15 protein-coding genes and 1 tRNA gene are annotated in these 13,474 nt (G+C 55.2%); 11 read left to right on the top strand and 5 right to left on the bottom strand.

The window, feature by feature from the left end; all coding sequences use genetic code 11:
• The first annotated feature begins 75 nt into the window (after window positions 1-75).
• On the top strand, window positions 76-546 hold the full coding sequence (locus tag JTP09_RS05960; RefSeq protein WP_204877551.1) for a dehydrogenase: 471 nt from the start codon (window positions 76-78) through the stop codon (window positions 544-546).
• 173 nt (window positions 547-719) lie between these two features.
• Window positions 720-1,898: an acyltransferase gene (locus JTP09_RS05955; protein ID WP_204877550.1), complete on the top strand. Its 1,179-nt coding sequence runs from the start codon at window positions 720-722 to the stop codon at window positions 1,896-1,898.
• Between the two features lie 190 nt (window positions 1,899-2,088).
• Here the strand turns inward: JTP09_RS05955 and JTP09_RS05950 are convergent, their stop codons facing one another.
• A complete protein-coding gene (locus tag JTP09_RS05950; RefSeq protein ID WP_204877549.1) occupies window positions 2,089-2,724 on the bottom strand; it encodes a response regulator transcription factor in 636 nt (211 codons plus the stop codon).
• A 10-nt stretch (window positions 2,725-2,734) separates the two neighbouring features.
• Window positions 2,735-4,042 carry a sensor histidine kinase gene (locus JTP09_RS05945; protein ID WP_204877548.1) on the bottom strand — a complete coding sequence of 436 codons (1,308 nt, stop codon included), beginning with the start codon at window positions 4,040-4,042 and terminating at the stop codon, window positions 2,735-2,737.
• Window positions 4,043-4,215: 173 nt separating this feature from the next.
• Between JTP09_RS05945 and JTP09_RS05940 the strand changes: the two genes are divergently transcribed.
• The 3 genes from JTP09_RS05940 (at window position 4,216) to JTP09_RS05930 (ending at window position 7,084) form a co-directional block, all read left to right on the top strand.
• Window positions 4,216-5,310 carry an FtsX-like permease family protein gene (locus tag JTP09_RS05940; protein ID WP_204877547.1) on the top strand — a complete coding sequence of 365 codons (1,095 nt, stop codon included), beginning with the start codon at window positions 4,216-4,218 and terminating at the stop codon, window positions 5,308-5,310.
• Window positions 5,311-5,372: 62 nt separating this feature from the next.
• On the top strand, window positions 5,373-6,122 hold the full coding sequence (locus JTP09_RS05935) for an ABC transporter ATP-binding protein (RefSeq protein WP_204877546.1): 750 nt from the start codon (window positions 5,373-5,375) through the stop codon (window positions 6,120-6,122).
• 110 nt (window positions 6,123-6,232) lie between these two features.
• Window positions 6,233-7,084 carry a CoA ester lyase gene (locus JTP09_RS05930; RefSeq protein ID WP_204877545.1) on the top strand — a complete coding sequence of 284 codons (852 nt, stop codon included), beginning with the start codon at window positions 6,233-6,235 and terminating at the stop codon, window positions 7,082-7,084.
• 109 nt (window positions 7,085-7,193) lie between these two features.
• On the opposite strand, the gene JTP09_RS05925 is transcribed toward JTP09_RS05930, so the two are convergent.
• The gene (locus tag JTP09_RS05925; RefSeq protein ID WP_204877544.1) at window positions 7,194-7,424 is read right to left on the bottom strand and encodes a hypothetical protein; all 231 of its coding nucleotides are present in this window, start codon (window positions 7,422-7,424) and stop codon (window positions 7,194-7,196) included.
• Between the two features lie 177 nt (window positions 7,425-7,601).
• A tRNA-Thr gene (locus JTP09_RS05920) sits at window positions 7,602-7,676 on the bottom strand.
• A gap of 277 nt (window positions 7,677-7,953) precedes the next feature.
• Here JTP09_RS05920 and JTP09_RS05915 point away from each other — a divergent pair.
• Window positions 7,954-8,631, top strand: coding sequence for a thioredoxin domain-containing protein (locus JTP09_RS05915; RefSeq protein ID WP_204877543.1), 678 nt, complete (start codon window positions 7,954-7,956; stop codon window positions 8,629-8,631).
• Between the two features lie 302 nt (window positions 8,632-8,933).
• Here the strand turns inward: JTP09_RS05915 and JTP09_RS05910 are convergent, their stop codons facing one another.
• Window positions 8,934-9,074 (bottom strand): hypothetical protein, encoded by a 141-nt coding sequence (locus tag JTP09_RS05910; RefSeq protein WP_204877542.1) that lies wholly within the window; start codon window positions 9,072-9,074, stop codon window positions 8,934-8,936.
• A gap of 258 nt (window positions 9,075-9,332) precedes the next feature.
• Between JTP09_RS05910 and JTP09_RS05905 the strand changes: the two genes are divergently transcribed.
• From JTP09_RS05905 to JTP09_RS05885, 5 genes are all read left to right on the top strand, one after another.
• A complete protein-coding gene (locus JTP09_RS05905) occupies window positions 9,333-10,142 on the top strand; it encodes a carbon-nitrogen hydrolase family protein (protein ID WP_370592519.1) in 810 nt (269 codons plus the stop codon).
• A 26-nt stretch (window positions 10,143-10,168) separates the two neighbouring features.
• On the top strand, window positions 10,169-10,489 hold the full coding sequence (locus tag JTP09_RS05900) for an acylphosphatase (RefSeq protein ID WP_204877541.1): 321 nt from the start codon (window positions 10,169-10,171) through the stop codon (window positions 10,487-10,489).
• A 63-nt stretch (window positions 10,490-10,552) separates the two neighbouring features.
• Entirely contained in the window at window positions 10,553-11,347 is a 795-nt protein-coding gene (locus tag JTP09_RS05895) for a spermidine synthase (protein WP_204877540.1), read from the top strand.
• Window positions 11,348-11,493: 146 nt separating this feature from the next.
• Window positions 11,494-12,108 carry a hypothetical protein gene (locus JTP09_RS05890; protein ID WP_204877539.1) on the top strand — a complete coding sequence of 205 codons (615 nt, stop codon included), beginning with the start codon at window positions 11,494-11,496 and terminating at the stop codon, window positions 12,106-12,108.
• Window positions 12,109-12,215: 107 nt separating this feature from the next.
• Window positions 12,216-12,998, top strand: a complete 783-nt coding sequence (locus tag JTP09_RS05885) for a di- and tripeptidase (RefSeq protein ID WP_239478944.1) — start codon at window positions 12,216-12,218, stop codon at window positions 12,996-12,998.
• Window positions 12,999-13,474: the final 476 nt, after the last annotated feature.

Raw genomic sequence — 13,474 nt, 5'->3', positions numbered from 1 at the left:
GACAGACCGTCACTAAAAATATTAGGCTTGCCTAAGTAAACTAGTGGTGAGTGGATAGTCTTGAAAGGGGGAGCCATGGGGTTCAAAGGTTACCTGCAGAAGCGTCGCGACGATGCTGATCTGGGGCAGGGGCTGTGGCGGCGTAACCACGACAGGTTTGTGCGCGGTCTTGACCGTTTTCATCAGATTCTTGAGCGTATGCCTTCAGAGCAGATGATTGATCTCATGGTGCCCGAAGCTAACGCGCTTGCTGATTTGTTGCCGCGCGTGCGTGCTGTTGCCGAGCAAGCCCACCGGTTAGCACCGAGCGACGGGGCAGATATTCCCTACTCACCCAACGGTACCTACTCAGATCTGAACCGTTCTCTCTCGAAAGCCGGCAATTCCTTGGCTCTGTGTGCAGAGGCACTCGCGATGATGCGTTGCTCCGGTGAGTGTAGCCTTAACTGCGCCGGTAAGATTTCTGTGGCTCGCAGAGTTACCACCGTTGAGGAACACGTAGCTGCTGCCGAGGTGCTGGTTCAGGCGGCGGTCCTCGAAAAGTAATCTGCCTAGAGCTGTACATACTCACCTGCGTGTGAGTTGCGTGAACCCTGAGGCTTTAGTGAGCTGTGCTAGCTTGTAGTAGCACTGTTGCTGAGTTTCGGCTCGGTATAAGAGATGGGGATCTTTTACAACAGCGCACTTAGCTACATTGACCGGTACACCAGGGGGGAAATGTGAACCGTTACGGGCACATTGATGCCATGCGCGCTTTTGCCGTGCTACTCGTTGTTTTCTCGCATGCGGGGCTCAGCTTTGTGCCGGGTGGTTCTGGTGTCACCATATTTTTTGTAATTTCAGGTTTTATTATTACCTACCTGCTGTTGCGCGAACGCGAAAAGACCGGTGGGTTTGGTATCGGCGGTTTTTATATGCGCCGTCTGATTAAGATTGCACCGCCGCTGGTCTTGATTATCGTTATTCCCACCCTGCTGTACATGGCATCTGGCGGTTCAGTAGATATTCTTGATTTCTTAGGGCAGATTTTCTTCTTTCTCAACTGGCGTTACCTTGACTCAAATATCAACGTTTTCCCAGGTACCCACGTCACCTGGAGTCTTTCTATTGAAGAGCAGTTCTACCTGGTTTTCGCACTTATTTGGCTGGTGGCGGTCAAGAGCAAAAACTACCTGAAAATCATTACCCGACTTTCGATTGCTGTGGCACTGTATTCCTTTGCTGCGCGCGTCCTGCTGTACTTGGCAGGCGCATCGAACGACCGTATTTACTTTGGTACCGATACCCGCGTTGAGGCAATAGCCATTGGCACTCTGACCGCTATTTGGTATTTCAAGCACCGTTCAACGGAGTACCTGCGCGGTACCGAATACACAGCCCGCCACGGTTATGAGGTGGTGCCGGGGGAGGCGCGCGAACGCTCTATTCCTGTACTGGGCCAGACCTACATCCCGGTGGTCGCTGTGGCACTGTACTTGGTGTCGCTGGTGATCCGCGATGAGGCTTTCCGTGAAACCCTGCGCTATTCCATGCAGGCGATAGCCGCCGCCCTCGTGATTCTATGGGGGCTCACCGAACGCCGCGGCGCACTAGGACAGAAACTTCACGACGCGCTGCAATGGCGCGTGCTACAAGTTCTGGGACTCTCCTCATACAGTATCTACCTGCTGCACGATGTGGTGAATAAGGCCTTAGAACCCTACTTTGAGCACCTGCCCGTGCCCGTGTCACTGCTGATTTTGGTGGTGCTGGGAATCGCCGGTGGCGTAGCTATCTGGAAGTTCATTGAACTCCCTGCCCAAGCATTCAAAGACCGCCACTTTGCCTCAGCAAATACAAAAGCTGAGATGGCAGCTACATCAGAGCGCAACCAGCTAGAAACCCGCGAAGCGCCCTAAACCCAGGCTAGGTCAGACCGGGCATCAAGATATAGAAAGCTCGCATCATCTGTTACAAATGGTGCAGTCTTTTTGTGTTGCTGCTTTCTTTAGCTCTTCACTGCCCCGTAAAAATTGTGCAAAAATGCCCCCAATTTTCTGTGCGGATCGGGGTTATTTTGCACAAGATGTGAGCGGCAGACGTGAGGCTCTAGAGTAGACCCTCCTCGCGGGCGCGGGCAATGGCGCCGGTGCGGTTATCGACCCCCAGCTTGCTATAAATATGCACCAGATGGGTTTTCACCGTTGCCTCAGAAATAAAGAGCTGACGCGCCAGCTCCTTGTTGGTAGCGCCGGTGGCAAGCAGGGCGAGTAGCTCTTTCTCACGGGCACTAAGCGTAACGTGCGACCGTTGCATGCGGGTCATAAGCGCCGAGGCGATATCGGGTGACAGCGTATTTTTGCCTGCGGCAGTGTTGCGAATAGCCGCGTGTACCTGTTCCGGCGGTGCGTCCTTGAGTAAATAGCCCAGAGCACCTGCCTCAAGGGCTGCAACAATATCTGCTGAGGTATCAAAAGTGGTGAGAATAAGGACGGGCGGACCACCAGCCGCAGCAAAGGCAGCAGTGGCGTCAATACCGTTGAGGGGCTTCATCTGAATATCCATGACGATGATGTCTATAGCGGTGCCAGCTGCGCTTAAGGAATGCGCGGTCGAGAGCGCCTCAGCTCCGTCTGCTGCCTCAGCTACGACTCGAATATCGTCGAAACCTGAGAGTACAGCACGCAGCCCTGCGCGCACGATGGGGTGGTCATCGACAAGCAAAATGTTGAGTGTTTGTTGCATAGTGGTGAGCCTATTTCTGCTGGGTGAGGGGTATGTGGGCGCTGATAACGGTGCCTTCACCTGGGGTGGAGTCTACCGTGAGTGTGCCACCGAGGGCGTGGACGCGGGCGCGTAGTGAGGTGAGCCCGTAGCCGGTGTGCCCGGTAGTATCTGCCAAGGCAGAGGTGTATTCGCTCAGTTCAGCGGGCGTGAATCCCCTGCCGTTATCGAAAATATCGAGGGTGACTTCGTTTGCCCAAATGCCGAGGGTAACGGCGCTGTGGGTGGCGCGGGCGTGCGCCGTGATATTGGCGAGTGACCCCTGGGCGATGCGTAAGAGCGCCTGGCGGGTTTCTGCCGGTAGGTGCTCATCTGAGGTTTCTTCGCCGTGAACTCCATCGACGCGCAGGGTGCAGGTCAGCGGTGTGCCTTTAGCGAGTTCCTGCGCTTGAGTGTCTGTGCAGAGGCGACGCAGGGCTGGAACCAGCGCGGTGTCGAGGGCGGGGGAGGCTAGATCGTGAATGAAGCGTCGAGCCTCCGCGAGGTTTTCGTGCGCTGAGGTTTCAATGAGGTGCAGAGCGTCAGCAACCTCGCCGTTGCGTCCCTGCTCAAATGCTGCTGAGGTGGCGCGTGACATGAGCACGATAGATGACAGCCCTTGGGCTAGAGTGTCGTGAATTTCGCGGGCAAGGCGTTCGCGTTCTTCGAGTCTGCCCGATTCGTGTTCTTGTTGGGCTAGCTGTGCTTGGGCGGCGCGCAGCTGATCGGCGATGCGTGCTTGGCGTAGCGCGTCCTGGTGGAGGGCCCTGTACGCGAAGCTCATAATAACGGCGATAAGCGCACCTAAGACCGGTCCCAGAATAACGCCCGGACTGAGCGTTACATCAAGCGGCGATTCTGTGCGCAGAAAAGGAAAACCCACCGTGAAGACTGTCAGCGCGAGAACAGTGAAAAGAGCTGTACGGGTGGGTAGAACATGTAGCGCTAAGAACATGAGAGGGAACACCAGCCAGGTGAACCCGGAGCTCATGACCATCAGCACCACCCACAATGCCACTACGCATCCCAGCCATGCTGATGCGAAGGGGCGAGGGTTAAAGCCGGTGCGTCCCTGCCTTATGGCTCGCGCGTACCGGTTCTCTAACACGGTACCCACCACATAGAACACACCCAGGGCGACAGCGCCGTGGGTTGCTCCCACTTTGGCAACCGTTGAAAGGTGAGAGTCCTGAAGGGAGATTGTGACCCCCGCGGCAAGAAGCACCGCGAACATGATATGCAAGCTCACCCGCAGGCTCTGCAAAACGGCGGCTCCGGTGGTGGGGATTGAGCTAGACATGGTTCTAACTCTAAAACACAATCTTCGCCCACCGGCACCGTTAAGGTGGCAGAAGTTCTTTATCAACCAAAAGGTTGATAGATGATTCAACCTTCTTCGCGATGTAAATGCAGCGCAAACCGCGAAGAATAAGAGGGGTAAAGGTTACTAATTTTCAGAGAAGACGGAACAAAATGTTTTTGGGTATCAGAGATATCGTGTTTGCGAAGGGGCGTTTTGCCCTCATTGCCTCTGTGGTGGGGCTGATTACCCTACTGCTGGTGATGCTCACCGGGCTAACCGGTGGGTTGGGCGGCCAGAACACTAAAGTTCTTGAGGATATCAACGCTGATCGGTGGGTTTTTGATACCTCCGGTGGCGCTGAAATTTCTTTTTCAAATTCGAGTATCACCGCTGAACAGGCGGACGCGTGGGCTACAGGTTTCGGCGTTGATGCGGTGACTCCGGTGGGGTTTATACAGGGCAACCTTGAAGCTGAAACATCAATGGGTGTTGCGGTAGTGGGGGTTCCTGCAGATTCTGATCTGGTGACCCAAAAGGTGGGTGCCTCCGGTGGCGCGGTTCTTACCCCTCGCGACGGGGAACTCATCATTTCTTCGCAGATCGCCGCAGACACCTCAGCTGATGTGGGAGATACCGTCACTGTTAGCGGGCAAGAACTTACCGTTGCAGGTATTTCAAACGATACGTTCTACTCCCATACCCCGGTTGCCTGGACCTCCACTGCCACCTGGCAGTCACTGGCACACGTTCCTGCTGACACCGTGGGCACAGTGCTTGCTATCAAGGGCACCGGTGACAGCGCAGACTATGAGCAACTCGCGTCCGCAACGAATACCAGCGCGGTAAGCACCCGTGATGCCTTCGCGGGGCTTTCTGCCTACTCCTCAGAAAATAAATCCCTGGTCACCATGCAGGGCTTTCTCTACGGTATTTCGGCGCTGGTTACGGTTTCCTTTCTGACAGTGTGGACTATTCAGCGCACCCGCGATATCGCCGTTCTGCGAGCGCTGGGCGCATCAGGTAGCTACCTGCTCAAGGACGCCCTCTTCCAAGCCGCAGTGGTTCTTGCCACGGGAGCACTAGCTGGGGCTCTGCTCGGCTGGGCGCTAGGGCTTGTTGCCAGCGGCACCGTACCGTTCCAACTGGACGCGAGCACCGTCCTAGTACCGGCAGTCGGCATCTGGGTTCTCGGCATCGCAGGGGCGCTCATTGCAGTGCGCCGCGTCGCTAAAACTGACCCCCTGCTAGCACTCGGCGGCAACTAACCCCACCACCAACCACACCCCTAACACCACAAGAGAGACCCCAGACACGAAAGAAGAACACCGTGAGCACTCAAGCAGAACCCGCTACTTTCACTTCCAACCACCACACAACCGCTGCCCTCACCCTAGGCAACGTCACCCTCGAATACCCAGACGGCGTAGACGCCCACGGCAACCCCACCAGCGTCCGCGCCCTCGACAACGTCAACTTCACCGCCCACCCCGGCACCTTCACAGCCCTCATCGGCCAGTCTGGCTCCGGCAAATCGTCCCTTCTCTCTGTCGCATCAGCACTCATCACCCCAACCAGCGGGCAAGTACTGGTAGGCAACACAGACATCTCCCACGCCACCGACGCTGAACTCACCACCCTGCGCCGCAAAGAAATCGGTATCATCTTTCAACAACCCAACCTCATCGCCTCCCTCACCGCAGAAGAACAGCTCATCCTCGCCGAACACATCCGCGGGGCACGCGGCAAAGAACTCAAAAATGCTCGCGCTCGCGCTCAAGAACTTCTTGAGCTGGTAGGGCTGAAAAACCAGGGGAGCAGACGTGTTCACCAGCTATCAGGCGGTCAGCGTCAGCGCGTGAACATCGCCCGAGCACTCATGGGCAACCCCACTCTCTTACTCGCTGATGAACCCACCAGCGCCCTCGACCACGAACGTTCCGTTGCCATTGTTGAACTACTGCAAAACGTAACCCGCGAGTTCGGGGTAGCAACCATCATGGTCACCCACGACGTTGAATTCGCAGAAGCCGCTGATACGGTTGCCACCATGAATGACGGCAGGTTAAGCCTTCAATAAGTTTCTGCGTCAACTGCTGCGTTCACTGACATCCAGATGAGAAAAGCCCTCTGTTCTACTATGCTTAAAAGCGGTTTGCACACTTACTGACGAGGTACAGGTTCTTTTCGATGGTCACTTTTCACCGTAATGAGCGCGCAGCGTCACTGCCAGCGCGTCTTTCACGCTCATGGATGTTCGTTTCAGCCGCAGCCGAAAAAGACAAGATCGCTGCGGCACTAGAATCTGAAGCCGATTCTATTTTGATTGACCTCGAGGACGGTTGCCCGCCCGAGAAAAAGGATTCAGCTAGAGAACACGTGATTGACCTGCTCAATGGCGGGGTTGAGGCGTGGGTTCGCATTAACAAGTTCGGAACCGACCACTGGCACAAGGATGTCACCGAGCTACCCAAGGCTAAGGGTCTGCGCGGGGTGATGCTCGCCGAGGTTGAAGAAGCTAGTATGGTGACTCGCACCGCGATGATGATGCCTCCAGGCACCCCTATTATTGCTCTGATTGAGTCTGCTATCGGTATTCTCAACGCCGTTGAAATTGCGCGCGCTCCCGGTGTTTTCCGCCTGGCCTTTGGTATCGGCGACTTCCGCAAAGATACGGGTATCGCAGCTGACCCGCTTTCCTTGGCGTACGTTCGTACCCAACTGGTGCTCGCTTCCCGCGCCGGTGAACTACCCGGTCCGATTGATGGTCCATCAGTGGGTAAGCACGGTGCTGAGCTGGTTAAAGACTGCTCAGTGACCTCTGCCGCCGGTATGACTGGTAAGCTCACCCTCGACCCCGCCCAAGTAGAAACTATCAACGTTTCGCTGGCACCGAGCGAGGACGAGATCCAGTGGGCGCGCGATTTGCTACAGAAGCAGGAGGGCGATTCGATGCCCAAGGATGGTTCTTACCTGCCCCGCCTAGCACGCGCCAAGAAGGTATCGCAGCTGGCAAAGACCTACGGTTTGTGGCGTAGCTAGTCTCTTTTGAATAACCCAAGATCTGAGGACGCGCCCACCAACCCCATATGTACGGGGTGAGTGGGCGCGTCCTTGTGCTTATAAGGTGCTGACCTAGGCGCTTACCGGGTTATTCTCCGGTGTGGGAGTCCTGAGAGTACCCGATGAGGTAGGCGATAATCCAGGAGGTCACCAGGGAGATGCAAATGACGGCGAAAAGGGAGCCGTCGTGGGTGAAGATCCAGCGGAAGAAAAGCCACAGCCCCGTCATGGGAATCAGCACCGTAATAAAGAGGGCAATAAACCACGGCGTAATAGTAGATGGGGTACCGCGACCGATGCCGAAATAATCTTTGAGCATGCTCTCCAGTGTAAAACAGCTCCCTGTGAGAGAGCAGTTAAGTTATCCCCGTGGTTGTTGTTTACGGTTCTCCGTATTTTAAACGCGGGGAACCATAAACAACCATGGGGGATAACTCAGTGCTGGTTGAGTACAAAGACAAACGCCCCCACCGAGTGACGGTGACGGGGTTGAATATGGAGCCCCCAGTCAGATTCGAACTGACGACCTTTTCTTTACGAGGGAAATGCTCTACCCCTGAGCTATGGAGGCGAACGCTTGCGCGAACGAAGTTACTTTATCAGAAAAGTCTTACCTGCCGCCACCTACCTGGTAGCCCGGACGCGACTACCGGCTCCGCGCGTCCGCGCAACCAACCGTGGGGGGTGGGGGGAGGAGGCGACACGGTGATGAGTTCAAGTCATATAAACTCAGATACCTCAGGTTGAAAATGTGCAACGATGAGTAAGAGGCAAAATGCCTACCGGTTGCGTCTGCACAGCACAAAGAAACAGAAGAACCCACGAGAACGAGAAAAGGTAATAGAACCATGAACACTCGCCTAACCCGCAGAACCCTTTTGACAGCTGGCGCAGCAGTGAGCGCCCTTGCCCTAGCTGCCTGCGGTAAGACTGAAAAAATCGCCACCCCTGAGAGCCCGGTAACCCCCACCGGCGAGGGCGTCTACACGCGCAGTGCCGACGGCTTTCACCTGAACTCAAAGGTAGAAGCACCCACCGTGGTTCTCTACAGTGATTTCCAGTGCCCCTACTGCGCTAAAGCTGAACCCACCTATATGGAAGCGGCGCAGGAACTTAACGGGGTTATGAATGTAACCGTCAAGAACTTCCCCCTGCCTATGCACGCTAATGCTGTGCCCGCCGCGCTCGCCGTCGAAGCTGCTGAGGCGCAGGGCAAGCACGTTGAGATGGTGCAGCTGGTATTCGAACACCAGGACGAGTGGAAAGATCAGTCTCTTGAAGAAGCCCGCACAACCTTTAGGGGTTACGCTGAAGAACTTGGTCTAGACCTTGAAAAGTACACCGCGACCTTTGAAGATAACGCAACCTTGAAGCTGGTTGAAAAAGACTTTGAGTCAGGACGCGCCGTAGGAGTTTCTGGCACACCTCAGTGGGTGGTCGGTGGCACTGTGGTCGAGAGTGTTGATTCGAGTACGAGTAAAGATGATATGGTAGCTGCTTTTAAAGAAGCAGCGAATCTGTCATAAAGCCCAATATAAGAATTCACTGTAAAAAGAAGTGTTGGGCTGTGCCACGAATGCAGAGGTAAAAGCCTCTGGTGTTCGCGGCACAGCCCAACGTTTGTGGTTTTGGGTCTAAAGCAGCGCTCCGTGACAGCATCAGCATTGCGGTACACAATGCCAGTACCAGTGCTCCTGTCATCAAAATAGGCACCGTATGTGGCTGATATTTTCGTGGGTAATACTCACTGATTGACGCTCGTATCTGCTGGTTGCGGTAGCGAAAACCCAGCCTACAAGCTCAACGATCACTAGGGACGGGACGAGAGCTAGGACGTCAAGCGCAGCTGGACGAGAATGAGCCCGAAAAGCGCCAGGCAGGTGTGTGCCCACGAGATCGAGGTGTGTTCGGGCTGCAAATCGGTGTCTTGGTGTAGGGGATCGCGGGAGGTACGGTTAAGTCGCATCACTGTTCAGAACCTAGAACGAGAGGTAGATAGCGGGCGCTGCGAGAGTGCAGACGATGCGACGAGCAGGGGCGTTTCGGGGGTCTGGTTCTGTGCCGTCTTTGAAGAGGGCGCGGGTGAGTCAGTTGCGTGAGTTGTGGTGCGCATGGGTTCTCTTGGGCGCGTCTTATAGGGCGGGTTTGACGCTTTGTCATTGGGGTGTGGCATCAGTTATATAGAATAACAAAATACCTTATTTTCTCTTTGAGGAGCCGTTTTACTATGTCTTTGCGTGTAGCTCTAGCTCAGATTTCTAGTACTCGCGATGTTAGTCGGAATATTGAGCTGGTGCGGCAGCGGGTTGCTCAGGCTGTTGAGTACGAGGCTGATCTGGTGGTTTTCCCTGAGGCTGCGATGCTGAGTTTTGACGGTGCGCTGCCGGAGCTTACCCAGCAGTGGCACCTGAAGTGGGAGGAGGCGCTGCGCGAGATTGCAAGGGAGTACGGTGTGGCTGTAGCTGCCGGTGGCTTCGCTCCGGCGGGGGAGCGTGTGCGTAATCAATTGTGTTTTGTGACCCCCGAGGGCGAAGAGAGCGTCTACACCAAGATTCACCTCTTTGACGCTTTTGGTTTCGCTGAATCTGACACTGTTGAGGCGGGTGAAGAGTTGGTGACCGGCAACTGTAAGGGTATTACCGTGGGGTTGAGTGTTTGCTATGACGTGCGTTTTCCCAAGCTTTTTGCTGAGTATTCGCGTCAAGGCGCGCAGGTGCAGATTGTCAGCGCGTCCTGGGGTGCAGGAGAAACCAAGGTAGAGCAGTGGCGGGCACTGACTACCGCCCGGGCCCTTGATTCCAATAGCTTTGTGGTGGCAGTGGGGCAGTCACACCCGATCACCGCTGACCAAGAATTTGACCCTGAGAGCAAGGCGCCGTTGGGAGTGGGGCGCTCGCGCGTCATTGATCCTTTTGGACGTGAGCTGGTAGAGCTTGGAGAGTCTCCGGCTTTGCGTTTGGTTGAGCTGGATCTTGATGCGGTAGAGAAAGCCAAAGAAGAGTTACCGGTGCTCGAAAACGCTAAACTCGGTTACTAAGGCTGATTTTTAGGGAGGAGAAGATTGTGGGATTTTTTGATGTATTTTCAGGTAAAGACTCGACCCCACAGAACATTGAGGCGCAGCTGAATGCAACGGTGTCGGGCAAGGTGCAGGGGGTAGGGTTTCGCTGGTGGACTGCTGGTGAAGCGAAGAACCTTAAGCTTGTGGGGTATGCCAAGAACCTTGATAACGGCGATGTGGAGGTGGTTGCTCAGGGTGCGCGTGAATCGTGCCAGCAGCTACTGGATGTTTTGCAATCTGGTGATACTGCCGGTCACGTCGAGTCGGTGACCGCAGATATTTCGCAGCCTACCGGAACCTTTAAGGGTTTTGGTACTTACTAGCTTCGATATAAATTTCAATTGTTTCTCACCGCATCAGCCGCTTTACCCGAAAGAAAACCTGCCATGAGTTCAAAAAATAAAAGCGTTCAACTTTCGGTATCTGGTCTGAGCGCCCAGATTCTGCCCGATGGCATGAGCCCTGACGGTTACGTGCTTGAGATTGGGGGTGCGGAGCAGTCGCACCTTGATTTGGGCGATCCGAGCTTCATTTTCTACGAGTACCTGCGTCGAATCGGTAACGTCATTGACCTGCTGGCAGCCCCCGGTGATCCGTTGCGGGTGGCACATCTAGGTGCAGGTGCGCTGACCCTGGTGCGTTACGTTCAAGTAACCCGCCCCGGTTCACCCCAGATTGCTGTGGATATTGAGCGTGAGCTGCCCTCTCTCGTCCTTGACGCTCTGCCCCTACCCGCCGGTAGTCGCTGCCAGGTATTAGTAGAGGACGCTCGCGCCGCCCTACCGGCACTCACACCCGCGCTCGGTGCGGCACCGCAGGCTATCATCCTCGATATTTTCTCGGGCTGGAGCGCACCCGAACACCTCGCTGATGAGGGATTCTATCGGGAAATGAAAGAGGTTCTCGATGCAGAGGGCGCACTGATTATTAATGTCGGCGATGATGCTGGGCTCAGCTTCTTTACAGCCCAAGCGCGATCGCTACTTAACGTTTTTGAACACCTCTGGTGCCTTGCGCCCACTGTCATGCTCGACGGCAAACATGCGGGCAACCTTGTACTCGTTGCAAGCCACCACGAGCTAACCGCCGACCTTAAAACCGCGCTCATCGGGCAGGGCCCACACCCGGCGTCCGCCCTCGACACCTGGCAGGTTCAAGAACTCATAGATGAGCTCAGCTAACTGAACCCACTACTTTTACACAGAACTACCCACACCGTGAAGGGGTACCCGTGAAAACCTCAATTTCAACCCTGGCACTCATGAGTCTTCTCGTCCTTAGCAGTTGTGGATAAAGCGCTACAGAAGCTGACACCGCAACAGCGTTGGTGAGCCCTTCAAAGACTGCGGCAGCGTCATCAACCCCGAGTACATCACCTAGCGGATCAGCCCAAGAAACAGCGCCGTCATCGGGTGGGGAAGCATCAGCCTCTGCTAGCCGTAAAGCACCCACTATCACCGAGAGAACCCTACCGGCAGGTGCCCTCGCTCAGAATGAGCAGAACGAACAGGGGCAGGGCGACCAGAAAAAGAAGAATGAAACTGAGAACACCGCTGTTCTTCTGCCGGTGTACACTCTGAGCAACGGGCAAAAAATGGCGACGGCGTTGAGTCCCAGCGGTAACATCGCCTGCGAAATTTATGTGGATCGCGCCCAGTGTTCGGTACTGTCGCTGAGTGAATCAGCTCCACATGTGCCCGGTCAGGTGGGGGTTCCGGGGTGGTCGTATGCGGTAAACACCCAGGGTGCAGTTTATGATACCCAGCTTGCCCAGGCGCCGCTGGCGACGCTCTCAGATACCCGTGGTCAGGTGTTGCAGTACGGCACTCGCGCAGGGTGGAGCCAGTTTGAACTGTTGAGCGAAGAAACCGGTATGACTCTGCGCGATACCCGCACCGGTCACGGGGCAACCTTCAACAGGGACGGCATCACCACCTTTTAGAGGGTTCACCTCGTGACGAAATTGTCAGTGCAACCGTCTATAGAAGTAAGCTGATAACGTAGAATTCACATCAAGTGATACAACAAACAAAGCGAAGGTGTAACACGATGTTCGGCAAAATGTTTGATGCAAAGAGCGCTTTTGATGAGAACGGCCAGCCCAAGCCTGCTGTCACCAAGGTCATTGATAGCGTGCTGAAGATCCAGCGACCCATGGTGGTTGGCATGGTCAAGAAGCTGCACGAAAAACACCCTAACGAGACTCCCGCTCAGATCGCTGAGCGCCTTGAGAAGTCATACCTGCGTGATATCACCGTCGGTGGTGGCGCGGTGGGGGCGTCAGCATTCGTGCCCGGCATCGGTACCGTAACTTCTGTTGGTTTTTCCGTTGTCGCTGTGGCAGGTTACTTGGAACGCACCGCCATCTACATTCAGGCAATGGCTGAATTGCACGGCGTCCAGGTCAATGACCCCGAAGAGGGTCGCATGATGGTCATGGCGCTCATGCTCGGTGAAGACGGATCAAACCTCATGAGCTCCATTCTTGCTCAAAGCACCAAAGCCGGTGGTGTCTCTAGCAAGTGGGGCATGATGATGGGCAAGAGCAATAACAGCGGTAAGCTCTTCAGCGTTGAAAAGACCATCCGTAACATGTTTATCAAGCGTTTCTTGACCAAGCAGTCCGGCGCTTTGCTAGGTCGTGCACTGCCCTTCGGCATTGGTGCGGTTGTTGGTGGCGGCGCTAACCTGGCGCTGGGCAAGAAAGTAGTGAGCGAGGTCGAGAACGCTTTTGGTACTCCTCCTGCGATTTTCCCCGATGAGATTTCAGGACGCGCACCCCGAGTTGCTGAACCTAAGCAGAATGAAGCGGCAGGCGAGGTCACTGTCTAGTTTCGCCTGCACAAACTGATATACAAAAGCCGGTTTGGTGCATCCAAACCGGCTTTTGTACACCGAGGCTTATTCAAAAGTCCTACCACCGGCATAAAACACCCCCCACACCACCGCAAACACCCACCCATACACCCCAAGCAGCCGCCTGAAACCAGAATCCAAAACACGCCACATCTTCACCTACGCACCCACACGCTCCACCACCGACTGCAGCCGATTCAGCACCCTATTATTACGCCTGCACTCAGCACTAAGCCTGACCCCTAGGTAAACGCTTAGCCGAAGTGACCAGCCCCAGACCCACATAACCCTTATCCGCCAAAGTCGTCTCATCCAGATACTTCCCTGAAGTGCCCCGGGTTTTGTTCCTAGGCATTTGCCTTGATTTCTATTCTCTCGTGATTTGGATTGCCAGTCCAAAACCCTGCTTCTACCTCTGTCGGCGTACGGTAACCGAGACTTTGGTGAAGCCG

Origin of the sequence: Rothia sp. ZJ1223 (genome assembly GCF_016900985.1) — a bacterium.
GTDB lineage: Bacteria > Actinomycetota > Actinomycetes > Actinomycetales > Micrococcaceae > Rothia.
This window is presented reverse-complemented; position numbering and strand designations above follow the sequence as displayed.

Coding starts and splice junctions, on each gene's coding strand:
- JTP09_RS05925 (WP_204877544.1), bottom strand. CDS start 7,424: ATGCTCAAAGATTATTTCGGCATCGGTCGCGGTACCCCATCTACTATT.
- JTP09_RS05905 (WP_370592519.1), top strand. CDS start 9,333: ATGTCTTTGCGTGTAGCTCTAGCTCAGATTTCTAGTACTCGCGATGTT.
- JTP09_RS05960 (WP_204877551.1), top strand. CDS start 76: ATGGGGTTCAAAGGTTACCTGCAGAAGCGTCGCGACGATGCTGATCTG.
- JTP09_RS05945 (WP_204877548.1), bottom strand. CDS start 4,042: ATGTCTAGCTCAATCCCCACCACCGGAGCCGCCGTTTTGCAGAGCCTG.
- JTP09_RS05915 (WP_204877543.1), top strand. CDS start 7,954: ATGAACACTCGCCTAACCCGCAGAACCCTTTTGACAGCTGGCGCAGCA.
- JTP09_RS05895 (WP_204877540.1), top strand. CDS start 10,553: ATGAGTTCAAAAAATAAAAGCGTTCAACTTTCGGTATCTGGTCTGAGC.
- JTP09_RS05885 (WP_239478944.1), top strand. CDS start 12,216: ATGTTCGGCAAAATGTTTGATGCAAAGAGCGCTTTTGATGAGAACGGC.
- JTP09_RS05930 (WP_204877545.1), top strand. CDS start 6,233: ATGGTCACTTTTCACCGTAATGAGCGCGCAGCGTCACTGCCAGCGCGT.
- JTP09_RS05940 (WP_204877547.1), top strand. CDS start 4,216: ATGTTTTTGGGTATCAGAGATATCGTGTTTGCGAAGGGGCGTTTTGCC.
- JTP09_RS05950 (WP_204877549.1), bottom strand. CDS start 2,724: ATGCAACAAACACTCAACATTTTGCTTGTCGATGACCACCCCATCGTG.